Source organism: Stenotrophomonas sp. LST15-1-1.1 (genome assembly GCF_040815575.1).
Classification (GTDB): domain Bacteria; phylum Pseudomonadota; class Gammaproteobacteria; order Xanthomonadales; family Xanthomonadaceae; genus Stenotrophomonas; species Stenotrophomonas lactitubi_B.
On the sequence record NZ_JBFPNJ010000031.1, the window covers coordinates 220,389 to 235,220 of the forward strand.

Annotated in this window: 13 protein-coding genes; 6 read left to right on the forward strand and 7 right to left on the reverse strand. The window is 66.8% G+C overall.

Translation table 11 applies throughout. From position 1 onward, the window contains the following. Position 1: 1 nt before the first annotated feature. From MRBLST15_RS17690 to MRBLST15_RS17700, 3 genes are all read right to left on the reverse strand, one after another. A complete protein-coding gene (locus MRBLST15_RS17690) occupies positions 2-673 on the reverse strand; it encodes a VOC family protein (protein WP_367787096.1) in 672 nt (223 codons plus the stop codon). A 118-nt stretch (positions 674-791) separates the two neighbouring features. Further along, positions 792-1,853 carry an alpha/beta hydrolase family protein gene (locus MRBLST15_RS17695; RefSeq protein ID WP_414716160.1) on the reverse strand — a complete coding sequence of 354 codons (1,062 nt, stop codon included), beginning with the start codon at positions 1,851-1,853 and terminating at the stop codon, positions 792-794. A gap of 34 nt (positions 1,854-1,887) precedes the next feature. Further along, positions 1,888-2,715, reverse strand: coding sequence for an AraC family transcriptional regulator (locus MRBLST15_RS17700; RefSeq protein WP_367787100.1), 828 nt, complete (start codon positions 2,713-2,715; stop codon positions 1,888-1,890). Between the two features lie 187 nt (positions 2,716-2,902). On the opposite strand from MRBLST15_RS17700, the gene MRBLST15_RS17705 reads away from it, so the two are divergent. The 3 genes from MRBLST15_RS17705 to MRBLST15_RS17715 all read left to right on the forward strand — a co-directional run bounded on the left by MRBLST15_RS17705 (position 2,903) and on the right by MRBLST15_RS17715 (position 7,138). Continuing rightward, positions 2,903-3,289, forward strand: coding sequence for a hypothetical protein (locus tag MRBLST15_RS17705; RefSeq protein ID WP_312704592.1), 387 nt, complete (start codon positions 2,903-2,905; stop codon positions 3,287-3,289). A gap of 142 nt (positions 3,290-3,431) precedes the next feature. Next, the gene (locus tag MRBLST15_RS17710) at positions 3,432-5,837 is read left to right on the forward strand and encodes a TonB-dependent receptor plug domain-containing protein (protein WP_367787102.1); all 2,406 of its coding nucleotides are present in this window, start codon (positions 3,432-3,434) and stop codon (positions 5,835-5,837) included. Beyond that, complete coding sequence (locus MRBLST15_RS17715; protein ID WP_265951582.1) at positions 5,837-7,138, forward strand: aminotransferase class V-fold PLP-dependent enzyme; 1,302 nt, start codon at positions 5,837-5,839, stop codon at positions 7,136-7,138. The genes MRBLST15_RS17710 and MRBLST15_RS17715 overlap by 1 nt, the downstream gene beginning before the upstream one ends. Positions 7,139-7,238: 100 nt before the next feature. On the opposite strand, the gene MRBLST15_RS17720 is transcribed toward MRBLST15_RS17715, so the two are convergent. From MRBLST15_RS17720 to MRBLST15_RS17735, 4 genes are all read right to left on the reverse strand, one after another. After that, on the reverse strand, positions 7,239-8,768 hold the full coding sequence (locus MRBLST15_RS17720; protein WP_367787104.1) for a PLP-dependent aminotransferase family protein: 1,530 nt from the start codon (positions 8,766-8,768) through the stop codon (positions 7,239-7,241). Positions 8,769-8,777: 9 nt separating this feature from the next. Beyond that, a complete protein-coding gene (locus MRBLST15_RS17725; RefSeq protein WP_367787106.1) occupies positions 8,778-9,380 on the reverse strand; it encodes a DUF6436 domain-containing protein in 603 nt (200 codons plus the stop codon). Then, on the reverse strand, positions 9,380-9,640 hold the full coding sequence (locus MRBLST15_RS17730) for a hypothetical protein (protein ID WP_265951585.1): 261 nt from the start codon (positions 9,638-9,640) through the stop codon (positions 9,380-9,382). The genes MRBLST15_RS17725 and MRBLST15_RS17730 overlap by 1 nt, the downstream gene beginning before the upstream one ends. A gap of 72 nt (positions 9,641-9,712) precedes the next feature. Next, positions 9,713-11,128 (reverse strand): PLP-dependent aminotransferase family protein, encoded by a 1,416-nt coding sequence (locus MRBLST15_RS17735; protein WP_367787108.1) that lies wholly within the window; start codon positions 11,126-11,128, stop codon positions 9,713-9,715. Between the two features lie 183 nt (positions 11,129-11,311). Here MRBLST15_RS17735 and cyoA point away from each other — a divergent pair, with 183 nt between their 5' ends. The 3 genes from cyoA to cyoC are packed head-to-tail and all read left to right on the forward strand — an operon-like array spanning position 11,312 to position 14,831. After that, complete coding sequence (gene cyoA, locus MRBLST15_RS17740) at positions 11,312-12,217, forward strand: ubiquinol oxidase subunit II (protein WP_205405255.1); 906 nt, start codon at positions 11,312-11,314, stop codon at positions 12,215-12,217. Positions 12,218-12,222: 5 nt separating this feature from the next. Further along, positions 12,223-14,199 (forward strand): cytochrome o ubiquinol oxidase subunit I, encoded by a 1,977-nt coding sequence (gene cyoB, locus MRBLST15_RS17745; protein WP_367787110.1) that lies wholly within the window; start codon positions 12,223-12,225, stop codon positions 14,197-14,199. Continuing rightward, positions 14,196-14,831 carry a cytochrome o ubiquinol oxidase subunit III gene (gene cyoC, locus MRBLST15_RS17750; RefSeq protein WP_080149637.1) on the forward strand — a complete coding sequence of 212 codons (636 nt, stop codon included), beginning with the start codon at positions 14,196-14,198 and terminating at the stop codon, positions 14,829-14,831. The genes cyoB and cyoC overlap by 4 nt, the downstream gene beginning before the upstream one ends. Position 14,832 lies beyond the last annotated feature (1 nt).

The window sequence follows — 14,832 nt, forward strand, 5'->3', positions numbered from 1 at the left end:
CTCAGGCCGCCTGTACCCGCCAGCCCAGCACGGCATCGTGCAGTTCGCCGCTGCCGCTCACATCGCCCACCTGCAGTTGCAGTCCCTGCGCGTTGGGCAGGTCTTTCTGCTCGGGGAACCAGCGCCGATCGGCGGCGACCACGATCAGCAGGCCCTCGTCATCGCCCATCGGCGCGAACTGTGGCGACGGCGTGCTGATCGGCTGCAGGCCGAAACGCTGGCTGGACTGCTGGCGCACCGCATCGACATCGTGGCTGGGCAGGCCAACCTCGCTCAGGCAGGTCAACTCGCTGCCATGGAAGGCGCCACTGCGGTCGCTGGCCGGCAAGCGCCTGCGGCCGATCAGTTCCAGGATCAATCCATCGGGTCCAGTGAAATACACCGACTGCGATTGCCAATTGCTTTCCAGCGCGAAGTAATCGAGGCCTTCCGGATTGCGTTGGAAGGGCGTGCGTTCACGCAGCCAGGTCATGGACTCGGCGAAGCGGTTGTCCGGCACATTGAAGGCCAGGTGCACGCCGCCGACAGGGTGGTCGCCGGCAGGGTGCAGCTGGATCGTGCTCCAGCCGATGCGGACCTGGTCGCCGGCCACCTCCAGTTGCAGCACGTCGCGGAACCAAGCGGCAACGCGGGCGACATCGGATACCGGCAGGGTGAGGTGCAGCAGGCGCATGGTCGATCCTCCGTGTAGCGCTGGGTGCAGTGTAGTCCCGCGCACCTTCGCGCCGCGTCATCACCTGCGCAACGAATCGTTGCTGCCAGTCGGGACCTCAAACCGTGCTCGACAGCGTCTACCGCAGTGCCTCGCCGAAAAAGCGCACCGCATCTTCCACCACCACACCATGCGTCTGTTCCTTCGGCACCGTCGTCACGCACAGCGCCTGCAGCCGCTCCTTCGCCAGCGGCGTGCACCCGGACAGGAAGTCGTAGTGGCCGACACCCGGCAGCGTGTGCAGCGTTGCCTTCGGAATCAGCGCCGCCGCCACATCGCCGTTGGTCGCTGGTGGCGCCACCTCGTCGGCAGCGCCCAGCACGATCGCCACCGGCTGCTGCAACGCCTTCAGCTGCTCCGGTGCGAATGCCTGCACGATGGCCGGCGCCAGCACGAAGACTGCGCGGACACCGGGAATCGAACGATCATCCTGCGCCTGCTGCACGTACGGCTGAAGTTGCGGCGATGCCGCTGCAGCAAGACGCGCCTCCATCGTATGTGCGGCTGCTTCCTGCTGCGGTCTGCACACGCCGTCGTCCGGGTGCGCTTGGCAGAACGCCAGCAACCGCGTCATGTCCGGCCGTGCGCCGGCGCTCAGCAGTGCGGTGAAGCCACCGGCGGAATAGCCGACCACGCCCAGCCGCGACGCATCAATGTGTGGCCCCAGATCCGGGTCGGCTTTTACTGCGGCCAGCGCGGCCTTCAGGTCGTCGGCGCGCAGCCAGGTCAGCACGCTGCCGGCCAGCGTCATCTCATCGGCGCCGTTGTTGCCGGGGTGGTCCACGGCGATCACCAGGTAGCCCGCACGCGCAAGCGCAGTGCCCAGCCACCCCATCATGCGCGCGGTGCCACCATTGCCGTGCGACAGCAACAGCGTCGGCAGGCGCCCGCCGGCGATGGGGGCGTCCTTCGCCGCGCGCCCCACCTCGAACAGCGGCGCATCCGCTGGCCCGATAGTCAGCGGCGTTTCGTCGCTGCCCGGGCTTGCCGGGTACCACACGGTGAAGCGCAGCACATCGCGGTGCGCGCCATCGCGTATCGCCGCGCTTTCCAGCGTTGTCACATCGTGGCGCTCACCGGCGGTGATGGGAGCGGCCGCCATCGCCATCGGCGCCAGCGAAGCCAGCAGCAGGATCAGCATCCATCGTGTTGCGTGCATCGTCAGTCTCTCCGGGTCAGGCTGGGCGGTGATCGACCGGCAGCCAGATTTCCACGCCACCGTGGCCGCTGTGCTCGTCGAAGCGGGTGTCGTAGCGTTCAAGGTCCGGCGCGTTGGCAAGGCTGAGGTGGCTGGCGGGCAGGTACTGGTCCAGCAGCCAGAACCAGGTCGAGCGGATGGTGGAGATATGGCCGCCATGCCAGGCCACCAGGTAACGGCGTGCAGGAACATCCACCCGCTGCCAGTGTGCCGGTACCGACGACAGGGCGTTCACCGGCAGCGCGGCGATGTAATCGAAACCACCATCGTCGTCGCTGTTGAAGCACACACCGAAACTGACCGGTGCCGGCGTTGGCCATTCGCGATTGAGCTGTGCCCACTGCCCGGGAATCGCACCACCGCTGTCGCGGGTGTGGCGCATGCCGATGCCGGCCACCTGGAACGGTGTGCAGTCGATCAGTCTGGGCGCCTCGCTGCAAGCCTGCGGTGCATCGTCGAGGCGGATCGCGTGCACCAGCGACAGCTCCGCCAGACCGCGCTCGCGCACGCGCTCCGGGGTCTGCCCGAACTGCTCGCAGAAGGCACGGGTGAACGCGGCATGCGTGCTGTAACCCGCCGCCAACGCCACCTGCAGGATGTCGCCTGCGCCGTTGGCCAGCTGCTGCGCAGCGGCGGTCAGGCGCCGTCCGCGCAGGTAGCGCACCACCGACGTACCCGTGCGGGCCTGGAACAGGCGCGACAGGTGGAACGGCGACAGTCCGGCGGCAGCCGCGATGTCGGCCAGCGCCAGCGGCTTGTCCGCATGGCTTTCGATGTACCACAACGCTTTGCCTGCCGCGCTCATCGCGCTGTTCCTTGGTCGAATGCCGGGCAGCGTAACGGATCGAGGGAGTGGGGCGCTTAGCAGTTCTTGCGGTGGCGGGGCTTTGCGTTTGCCGTAGCAGCGGCAACAATGCGGCCTTCATGGACACGATGGAGGCCAGGGACATGCCAGAGCAGACGCGCAGTACCACAGCAGTGGAGTCGGTCGGATGATCGGGCTGGTGATCTCGGTTCTCGTACTGCCGACGCTGTTGACCTTGGCGTTGCTGGTGCTGATGTGGCGCTGGGCGCCGCGTTGGCGCGGCAATCCATGGCTGTACCGCGTCGGCTTCGCATTCCTGGCTGGTCTGCTGTCGCCGACACTGCTGATGGCCGGCCACGGCGGCTTGCCGGGCCCCACGGTCGGAGGCCTGGTGCTGGTGCTGACGCGGCTGGAGTGGATCGGCGATCTGCATGCCAACTTCATCGCCTTTGGCAGCAAGGATGCGGGGTTCCTCTCCGCCCCCTTCCTGGTCGTCTTCGCGCTCGCACTGTTCATCCCGTTGCGGACGGTGCGGCCCGCCACCTTCGGCTTCGACGACGACGCTGCCGGGTAGCGCAGGCCCGCTACGGGCATCACCCGCACCGTAACCGCTGCAACTGTCGTCTCCACGTCATCGCTGCTTCACATCGCAGCCCGAGACTGCGCGCCTTGTCCAGGTCCCACCTGGCCCTGTCGTGCCTTCCCGGAGTTCCGCCGTGCATCGTTCGAAGCTGTCGCGTTCCATCCTCCTCGCCCTTGGTCTGGTCAGCGCAGGAGGCGCGATCGCAGCAGATGCCGGAACGGCAGGCACCAGCAGCAGTGGCAGCCACACCGCACCCACCCAGCTTGACGCGATGCTGGTCACCGGTACCCGTGCCTCCAACCGCACCCAGTTTGAAACCCTGGCGCCGGTGGACGTGTTCACCAAGCAGGACATCCAGTCGGTCGACTCCACCGACCTGAAGGACGTGCTGGCGCAGCTGGTGCCGTCGTTCGTCGTACAGCGCCTGCCGATGGCCGATGGCCAGGTGTTCGTGCGTCCGGCCACGCTGCGTGGCCTGTCGCCGGACCAGACGCTGGTGCTGGTCAACGGCCGCCGCTTCCATCGCAGTGCCCTGCTTGGCAACCGCGGCGCACAGGCCGCCGACCTGGCGCAGATCCCGACCAGTGCCATCAAGCGCATCGAAGTGCTGCGCGATGGTGCGTCGGCGCAGTACGGCTCGGATGCCATTGCCGGCGTCATCAACATCATCCTGGAAGACAGCCCGGGCACCGAGATCACCGCGGGCTATTCGCAGTACGCGCAGGGCGATGGCGCCTCGCGCGACTTCAGTGCACGCACCGGCTGGGCGCTGGGGGACTACGGCAGCCTGGCCCTGTTCGCCGAATCATCCAACTCCGATGCGACCTCGCGCACCCGCCAGCGTCCGGATGCCATCGCCTTCCAGGCCGCGCATCCCGAACTGCAGGTGCCCAACCCGGTGCAGCGCTGGGGCCAGCCGGAGCTGGAAAGCCGCCGCGTGGGCTTCAACCTGAAGGCCAATGCCAGCGACACCCTGGAGCTCTATGCCTTCGGCCTGTACAGCCACAGCGATGGCGTCAGCGATTTCAACTGGCGTAACCCGGATACCACCACTGGCGCGTACCGTACCACCAGCATCTTCCCGGGCTGGAACCTGCGTTCGCTGTATCCGGTTGGCTTCAGCCCGCAGTACGGCAACACGCAGAACGACCTGCAGCTGGTCGCTGGCCTGCGCGGTGAGATCACGCCCAAGCTGCGCTGGGACCTGAGCGCCTCGTATGGCCGCAATGCCATCGACTACAGCCTGGACAACTCGATCAATGCCTCGCTTGGCCCGGACAGCCCGACCTCCTTCGACCTCGGCCGGCTGACCCAGACCGAGAAGAACGCCAATGCGGACTTCAACTACGAATGGGACGTGGCCGCGCTGTCGAAGCCGATCAACGTCGCCTTCGGTGCCGAGTTCCGCCAGGAGACCTACCAGGTGCGCGCCGGCGACCCCGCCTCGTATGCGGTGGGCCGCGGTGCGGCGGCGGGCCTGGAAGCCAATTCCAACGGCGCGCCGGGCTTCTCGGCCAGCCAGGCCGGGCAGTGGAGCCAGCGCAGCAAGGCCGCCTACGTGGACATGGAAGTGCCGCTGGGCGAGCGCTGGAGCATCGGCGCGGCCGGTCGCTATGAAGATTTTTCCAGCTTCGGCAGCACGGTGGATGGCAAGCTGTCGGCGCGCTTTGCGATCACCCCGGACGTGGCCCTGCGCGGCACCCTGTCCACCGGCTTCCGCGCGCCCACCCCGGCCCAGCTCAACACCACCAGCACCACCCAGGGCCTGGACACGCGCACGCTGCAGATCTTCACCAGCGGCCGCCTGTCGCCCAGCGATCCGTTGGCGCAGCTGCTGGGCGCCAAGCCGCTGACCCCGGAGGAGTCGCGCACCGCCTCGCTCGGCCTGACCTGGCGCACCGACATGGGGCTTTCAGGGTCGGTCGACGTCTACCGGATCACGCTCAGCGACCGCTTCAGCCAGTCGGCCAGCTTCGCCATTCCGGCCGGCACGCCCAACCCGCTGGGCTATACCTCGGTGAACTACTTCACCAACGATTTCGACACCACCACCACCGGCGTGGACGTGGTCGGCAACTACCTGCGCGATCTGGGCGCCGGACGCATGACGCTGACCCTGGCTTACAACTACAACCAGACCCGCGTCGACAACGGCAGCACCTCGGTGGCGACCAACGAGACCCAGCGCGTGCTGTTCGAAGACCGCCTGCCCGAGCACAAGGGTAGCTTCACCGGCAGCTGGGACGTCGGCGCGTGGTCGTTGATGGCGCGCGTTCGCTACTACGGCAAGTGGACCGACTCCACCGGCAACGCTACGGGCGACATCTACCAGCAGTTCGGTGCGATGACCTTCCTCGACCTGGCCGTGGGCTATCGCATCAACGAACACCACAGCCTGCGCGTGGGCGCAGACAACGTGTTCGACCGCTACCCGGATGAAGCCACGTTCCAGGCCAGCCGCGGCCTGATCTATTCGCGCAACGCGCCGTATGACACCGACGGCGCCAATGTGTACGCGCAGTACCGGCTGACCTTCTGATGGACAGCCGCCGTCGTTCCCTGCTGCGCGCGGGTGCGCTGTTGCCGGCCAGTGCGGCGCTGGCCGCGCTGGCTGCCCCGGCAGGCACGCGCTACGCTGTGCCGATGGACATTCCCGCACCTTCCACGACGCCGGATGTGCTGGCCCGTGACGAGTCGTACTGGTCCGCCGTCGCCAGCCATTTCGACATCACTGATGAAGTGAACCACCTGGAGAATGGCTACTGGGGCGCGATGGGCAGGGAGACCCTGGCCAGCTACCAGCGCCACACCGCCGAAGTGAATCGTGGTAACGCCTGGTACGGCCGCCATGCGTTCCCGGCGCAGTACATGGCCGTGCACCGGCAGGTGGCCGACATGCTCGGTGTCGGTGCGGACGAGATCGCGCTGACCCGCGGTGCCACCGAAGCGATGCTGGCGTTGATCGGCGGCTACAACCGCCTGCAGCCCGGCGACCAGGTGCTGTACGCCGATATCGACTACGACAGCATGATCAACGCCATGCACTGGCTGCAGCAGCGTCGTGGCGTGCAGGTCGAGCGCATCGCACTGCCGGCGGTGCCAACCCATCAGCAGATCCTGCAGGTCTACGATGACGCGTTCGCGCGCCTGCCGCGCCTGAAACTGGTGTTGCTGACCCAGGTCAGCCACCGCCATGGGCTGGTGCTGCCGGTGGCGGAGATCGCCGAGCGTGCGCGTGCGCGTGGCATCGATGTGATCGTCGATGCCGCACATGGCTTCGGCCAGATCGACTACGCGGTGCCGGCGCTGAAGGCCGATTTCGTTGGCATCAACCTGCACAAGTGGATCGGCGCACCGGTGGGCGTGGGCGCGATGTACGTACGCAAGGGGCGCGTGGCCGATCTGGATCCCTACATGGGTGAGACCGACGATGGTCGCGTGGGCAGTCGCGTGCACACTGGCACGGTCAACTTCGCTGCCTATCTGGCGCTGCCCGAGGCCATCGCGTTGCATCAGCGCATCGGTGCAGCCAACAAGCAGGCGCGCCTGCGTTATCTGCGCGAGCGGTGGACGGTGCCAGCGCGGCAGATGGCGCATATCGAGGTGCTGTCGTCGCCGGATCCGGCGTTGGCCAGTGCATTGGCCAGCTTCCGCCTGCGTGGCCATACCTCGATGGAAGACAACCAGGCGCTGCAGAAACGGCTGCTGGAGGAGCACCGGATATTCACCACGCATCGCGATGGCCTGGATTCCGGCGCCTGCGTGCGGGTGACGCCATCGGTGTTCACCCGCCCCGCGCAGATGGATGCGCTGGTGCAGGCGCTGGCCGTACTGGCCTGAACGCCCGCCGCGTTGGTAGATGCCAACCTTGGTTGGCGCCGGATCCACGCATGGCGTGAATTGGCCCAGTAGATCCACGCCATGCGTGGATGCTCTCCGCCTACCGCTCGATCGCCGGCAGCGCGTCGGACAACAACAACCGATCGATCCGCCGCAGCGCGTTCTCCAGTTGCCGCCGGTCCGCAGCCAACCCCAACGACAACCGCACCCCGCTTGCGAACGGTGCGCCCGGCGGACAGAACGCCGATGAAGGCGCGATCGCCAAGCCCTGCAGCTGTGCCGTACGCACCAGCGTGGCGTCGGTCCACGGTGCTGGCACCCGGCACCACGCATGCAGCCCATCGGCGCGCTCCAGCAGTGAGGGCGCCAGCAGATACCGCGCCATCCGCGTACGCTCGCGTGCTTCCTCGCGCACCTGCACCAGCAGCGCCTGCGCCGAACCATCCAGCAGCAGCTGGCTGGCCAGCGCGGATACCAGCGGATGGCCCATCAACCGCGTGGCACGCAGTGCGGCAGCCATCGCCTCGGCGTGGGCGGCGCTCGGGCATTGCACGAACGCGGTACGCAGGCCGGGGCTGATCACCTTCGACAGGGTGGCTACATGGAACACGTGCCGGGGCGCCAGTGTCGCCAGCGGAATCGGCGCGGTGACGGCCAGGTGCCAGTACGGATCGTCTTCGATCGCCAGCAGGCCTTCGCGCTCCAGCACCCGCGCCAGCGCCTCGCGCCGCGCGGTGGGCACGGTCAGCGCCGTCGGGTTCTGGCAGGTGGGATTGAGGTAGACCAGGCGCGCGCCACATTCCCGCGCCCGGCGTGCCAGCGCATCGGGGCACATGCCCTGCTCGTCGCCCTCCACCGTGACCAGCCGCCGTCCCAATGCGGCGGCCGCCTGCAGCAGGCCCGGATACACCAAGCGGTCGCAGAGGATCGCATCGCCCTCGCGTCCCTGGCTGACCAGGATCGCCGCCAGGGCCACCTGCGCGCCTTCGGTCAGCAACAGGCGTGCATCGTCCACCGTGCCCAGCATCGGCTGCAGCCAGCGCGCCGCCGCGTGGCGATCGGTCGGGTTGCCACCGCCGAGGTGATAGGTCATCAGGTTCGGCGCATTGCTGCGCGCGAGCACCGCCGCTGCGCCTCGACGCAGCATGTCCGCCAGTGCATCGGCGTCGGGTACCGGCGGCACGTTCATGCTGAGATCGACGGCCTGATCAAAACCCGCCTTGGGCGGCGCGATGAAGCTTCCCTGTGGCCCACGTGCTTCGATCAGTCCACGCTTGCGTGCTTCATCGAACGCACGGGTTACCGTGGTCAGGTCCACGCCCAGCTGCTGCGCCAACGCTCGCTGCGAAGGCAGTCGTTGCCCGGGCGCCAGGCCGCCGCGATTGATGGTGCGTTCCAGCGTGTTGACGATGCGCAGGTAGATCGGGCCGCTGTGCACGTGCACGTCCTGCACCCAGCCCAGCCCTGCGACGCCAGGCCCTGCGACATCGGGTCGCGGCATGTACGGAGGATGTCGGGGCGTATCGTTGCTTCCAACGGCGGGAGCCTGTCCATAACCATCGGTCGGTTCGGACAGGCGACCGCCGTTGTTGTTTGTGGCGGCTGCACCCGCCAGCATCGGTGATGTCATCGCGCGTCCTCAGCGCTTGGCCTGCCAGGGGCAGTAGCAGCCCACGGCAAGCAGTCCTTTCGGGCGCACGGTTTCCCCGCGCACCAGTTTGTCCAGCAACGGTTCGACAAAGCTGTTGGCCGAATTGCAGACCATGCCGATGCTGTACGGGCCGGCATAGGCCAGGTGGCCCTGGCGGTCCCAGATCGCCACCGCCGGGCTGGCCGGAATGTTCTCGATGCCGTCGATGGTCGGCAGGTTGATCACCTTGTTGCGCAGCGGCTCGGGTAGTTCACCTTCGGTGCCTGGGCGGCGGATCGCATAGAAGTCGATGCCGGCGCGGCGGTACATGCTGATCAGGTAGCTGAGGTGCGCACCGGTTTCGCGGTTGCACACGCCGCAGGCCGGGTCCCAGAAATGCACCACGCGGATGCGGCCGGTGTCGCCGGCCAGTTCCGCCGGCAACCGCAACTGCGAGTCATCGAAGACGATGGCCTGTTCGGCGAACGTGGACTGCTCGCCATAGCCGAAGTACTCCCACAGGGCCGCCGCCACGCCGGCCATGAACAGGCAGGCGAGGGCGATCATCATCGGCAGCATCGAGCGGCGTGGACGCGGCGCGGCTGCGCCCATCAGGAGCCGTCCTCGCCGAACTTGTGCACGTACTGCTTGCGCATCTCGCGGCACGAATCGGCCTGGGCGCGGCGCTGGATCTCGCTGCGCGCCGCGTCCTCGCTGCGTTGCAGGCACTGTTGGATGGCGTGGCGCTCGGCGGCCTGCACATCCACGGTCTGCGGTTGCAGGCAGACCCAGGCCAGGGCGGCCAGCATCAGCACGACGAAGCCGCCGCAGCCGGCCATCACCAGGTGGAACTTCAGTTTGTCGGCGGCCATCGACGGCACGTCCCTCGGTCCATACATTACATACAAGATATCATCTTGTATGGTTATGGCTCACGGGGTGGCTCAGACGATCGCCGAATGCCGCGCGTCGGGTGCCTCGGACAGAATCTCGTTCAGCTTGGCCAGCGCGCCGGCCAAGGCCTCCTGGTCCACGGCACCGCCCAGCGACAGGCGGATGGCGTTGCCCGGTGGCGGTTCCTCCACGCTGAAGGCGTCGGAGCTGGCGATGCCCAGGCCCTGTTCCTGCGCGGCCTGGATCAAACGGTACTGGTCCAGCCGCGGCGGCAACGGCAGCCACACATGCAGGCCGGCCGGATGGGCCTGGCGGCGGGCCGGCAGGTAGCGGGCGGCGATGGCCTGGCGCTCGCGCAGTTCCTGCTGGAAGCGCTGCACCATCGCCTGCGCCTGGCCGGTGCGGATCCAGTGCGAGGCCACGGCCACCATCGACTGGGTGGGCATCAGCGCGATGGCGCGCAGGGCGTCCAGCACCGGCTCCATCGGCTGGCCGGCCGGCACCACCAGGTAGGCCGTGCGCAGGCCGGGGGCCAGGCACTTGGACAGGGTGGAGATGTAGTAGACCGGGCAGCCACCGTCGGCCAGCGCGGCCAGTGGTGGGGCGGCATCGCCGGCCAGCAGCCAGTAGGGATCGTCCTCGACCACGGTCAGTTCGTGCCGCCGCGCCACCGCCAGCAGGGCCTGCCGGCGCTGTGCCGACATCGTTGCCGTGGTCGGGTTCTGGATGGTCGGCACCAGGTACAGCAGGCGCGGCCGACGCAGCTGGCAGGCCTCTTCCAGGGCATCGGGCAACATGCCCTCGGCGTCCATCGCCACCGGCACCACGCCCCGCTGCAGCACGCGCGCAGCGGCCAGCAGGCCCGGGTAGGTCAGCTGTTCGGCGGCGATCAGTTCGCCCGGCTGGGTGCGGGCCAGGATCAGCGCACACAGTGCGGTCTGCGCGCCCGGGCAGATCACCACCCGCTCGGCGCCCACCGGGCCGAGGATCGGCGCCAGCCATTGCGCGGCCGCCGCGCGGTCGTCGCGACTGCCGGCGCCGACGTGGTAGCTCATCAGCTCGCCCTGGCCCAGCTGCTGGCCCAGGTGCTGGAAACCGGCCTCCATGCCCTGCGCGAACGGCGCGCTGCCCAGCAGTGGCGGTATGTTCATGCTCAGGTCGACCGAGGTGCTGCGGTTGCCGGCGGACATCGCGATGAAGGTGCCGCCGGCCCCCTGCGCGTCCAGCAGCCCGGCCTGGCGCAGTTCGGCGAAGGCGCGGGTGACCGTGGTCAGGTCCACGCCCACCTGCTGGGCCAGATCGCGCTGCGGTGGCAGGCGGTCGCCCGGGCGCAGCACACCGTCATCCACTGCTTCGCGCACCTGCTGGGCGATCTGCAGGTACAGCGGTCCTGCGCCCTCGCGGAAGGGGCGAACCCAGGTCCTGTTGGGGTGTTTCAGGCGGCGGCCGGCAGCAGGAGGCGTCATCGGTCGGATTTTTCCATACGTACAGATGCACAAGTCCATACAATGCTGTATCTTGTATGGGCTTGATTGGATTGGTTCGCCTGCTTGTAGGCGACCTCGTACCCACAGTGTAGCCGCTCCACGCCCGGGCGCTGCGCGCAGGCGAGCCGGTCAAGCGCGCATCTTCAACAGGGTTGACCTCCAATGAATATCTGCTGGAACCGCATCCGCCTGGCGCTGGTCGCCCTGGCCTGCATCGCCCTGACGGGCTGCGACTGGGTGCTGCTGGATTCGAAAGGCATGGTCGGGATCGCACAGCGCGACCTGATCCTGATCTGCATCGGCCTGATGCTGATCGTCGTCGTGCCGGCCATCGTGCTGACCTTCGTATTCGCCTGGCGCTTCCGCGCCGGTAATACCAAGGCCAAGTACACGCCGGACTGGTCGCACTCCACCAAGGTGGAAGTGGTGGTCTGGGGCGTGCCGTTGATCATCATCGCGGTGCTGGCGGTGATCGTGTGGAAATCCACCCACGAGCTCGACCCGTACAAGCCGCTGGACGTGGCCGGTGAGCCGCTGCACGTGGACGTGATCGCCACCGACTGGAAGTGGGTGTTCGTCTACCCGGACCTCGGCATCGCCACAGTCAACCAGCTCAACTTCCCGGCCAACCGCGCGCTGGCGTTCAACATCACCTCCAACTCGACGATGAACACTTTCTTCATCCCGCAGCTGGGTGGGCAGATCTACGCGATGGCCGGCATGCGCACGCAGCTGCACCTGATCGCCAACGAGCCCGGCCAGTTCCGTGGCATGTCCGGCAACTACAGCGGCCATGGTTTCTCGAACATGAAGTTCATGGCCACCGCCAGCAGCAACGAAGACTTTGATCGCTGGGTGGCCGAGGTGCGCAGCGCGCCGGATGCGCTCAGCTTCGAGCAGTTCAAGGCGCTGGCCGCACCGTCGAAGAACGCGCCGGTGCAGCACTTCTCCAGCGTTGAACCGCTGCTGTTCAAGAAAGTCATCGACCAGTTCATCGGTGTCGGTGAGAACACCGCTGCTGCGGCCCCGGCCGGTACGGCCGCCGGTGCCCAGGTTTCCCAGGAGTAACGAACATGTTGGGTAAATTGACGTGGGAGGCCGTGCCGCTGCACGAGCCGATCGTGGTGGTCACGCTGGCGGCCATGGTGCTGGGCGGCCTCGCGCTGCTCGGCGCGGTGACGTACTTCAAGCTGTGGGGCGTGCTCTGGCGCGACTGGTTCACCACCGTGGACCACAAGAAGATCGGCATCATGTACGTGGTCGTCGCGCTGGTCATGCTGGTGCGCGGCTTCGCCGATGCGCTGATGATGCGCGCACAGCTGGCGGCCGCCGGGCCGGGCAGTGATGGCTTCCTGCCACCGGAACACTACGACCAGATCTTCACCGCGCACGGCGTGATCATGATCTTCTTCGTGGCCACCCCGTTCGTGGTCGGCCTGATGAACATCATCGTGCCGCTGCAGATCGGCGCGCGCGACATGGCGTTCCCGTTCCTCAACGCCTTCAGCTTCTGGATCTTCGTGGTCGGCGCTGCGCTGATGATGATCTCGCTGGGTGTCGGCGAATTCGCCATGACCGGCTGGGTTGCCTATCCGCCGCTGTCGGGCATCGAGTTCAGTCCAGGCGTGGGTGTCGATTACTACATCTGGGCGCTACAGGCGTCCGGCATCGGTACGTTGCTGACCGGCGTCAACCTGTTCATCACCATCCTGCGCATGCGTGCGCCGGGCATGACGTTGATGAAGATGCCGGTGTTCACCTGGACCGTGCTGGTCACCAGCGTGATCATCATCGCCGCCTTCCCGATCCTGACCGTGGCTCTGGGTGCGCTCACCCTGGACCGCTACCTGGACTTCAACTTCTACACCAACACATTGGGTGGCAACCCGATGATGTACGTGAACCTGGTGTGGGCCTGGGGCCACCCGGAGGTGTACATCCTTGTGCTGCCGGCGTTCGGCATCTTCTCTGAAGTGACCGCCACGTTCTCGCGCAAGAAGCTGTTCGGCTACAAGTCGATGGTCGGCGCCACCCTGGCGATCGGCGTCCTGTCCTTCATCGTGTGGCTGCACCACTTCTTCACCATGGGCTCCGGTGCCAGCGTCAATGCCTTCTTCGGCATCATGACGATGATCATCGCCATCCCCACCGGCGTGAAGATCTTCACCTGGCTGTTCACCATGTACGGAGGCCGCGTGGAGTTCAGCGTGCCGATGCTGTGGACCATCGCCTTCCTGGTCACCTTCACCATCGGTGGCATGACCGGCGTGCTGCTGGCCATCCCGGGCGCGGACTTCCTGCTGCACAACAGCCTGTTCCTGGTGGCCCACTTCCACAACACCATCATCGGCGGCGCGCTGTTCGGCTATCTGGCGGGCTTCGTCTACTGGTTCCCGAAGGTGTTCGGCTTCACCCTCAACGAGCGCCTGGGCAAGTGGTCCTTCGCCTGCTGGGTGATCGGCTTCTACCTGGCCTTCATGCCGCTGTACATGCTCGGCTTCATGGGCATGACCCGACGCATGAACCAGTACGACAACCCGGCGTGGACGCCGTACCTGATCGCTGCGTTCATTGGTGCGCTGTTCGTGTTCGCAGGCATCATCCTGATGCTGGTGCAGATCTACGTCAGCGTGCGTGACCGCAAGCGCAACCTCGACCTCACCGGCGACCCGTGGAATGCACGCACGCTGGAATGGGCCACGCCGTCGCCGCCGCCGTTCTACAACTTCGCCGTGGTGCCCAAGGCCGATGAGCTGGACGCCTTCCACGAAGCGAAGAAGCGTGGCCTGCCGCCGCCGCCGAAGAAGTACGCGCCGATCCACATGCCGAAGAACACAGGCGTGCCGCTGATCCTCAACGTCTGGATCCTGGTGCTGTGCTTCGCCCTGGTCTGGCACATCTGGTGGATGGCCGGTGCCAGCTTCATCGCGATGATCGTCACCCTGATCGCGCGTTCCTACAACGAGGACGTGGATTACTACGTCAGCTCCGAGGAGGTGGCGCGTACCGAAGCGGCCAACCATGCCAAGCTGCAGGAGGTGCGTGCATGAACCTGTTGACCCGTCCGCAGCTGGACAGCGATGCGCTGGTCCACGACGACCACCATGAGCACGATCATGCCCACGAACAGGGCGGCATGAAAGTGTTCGGCATGTGGGTGTACCTCATGTCCGACCTCGTGCTGTTCGGCTCGCTGTTCGCCTCGTACGCGGTGCTCAGCACTGCCTACGCTGGCGGCCCCACCGGCAAGGAGCTGTTCTCGCTGCCGTTCGTGATGGCCGAGACCTTCATCCTGCTGGTGTCCAGCATCACCTACGGCCAGGCCGTGCTGGCCATGCATCGCCTGGACAAGGCAGCGGTGCTGCGCTGGCTGGGCGTGACCTTCGTGCTCGGTGCCTCGTTCATCGGCATGGAGCTGTACGAGTTCTCGCACCTGATCCATGAAGGTGCCGGGCCCAGCACCAGTGCCTACCTGTCGGCGTTCTTCGCCCTGGTTGCTACCCACGGCCTGCACGTGGCCAGCGGCCTGATCTGGATGGCGGTGGTGATGCACCAGGTGTATCGCCGTGGCCTGACCCCGACCAACATCACCCGCGTGTCCTGCCTGAGCCTGTTCTGGCACTTCCTGGACCTGGTGTGGATCTGCGTCTTCACCTTCGTCTACCTGATCGGAGCCTTCTGAC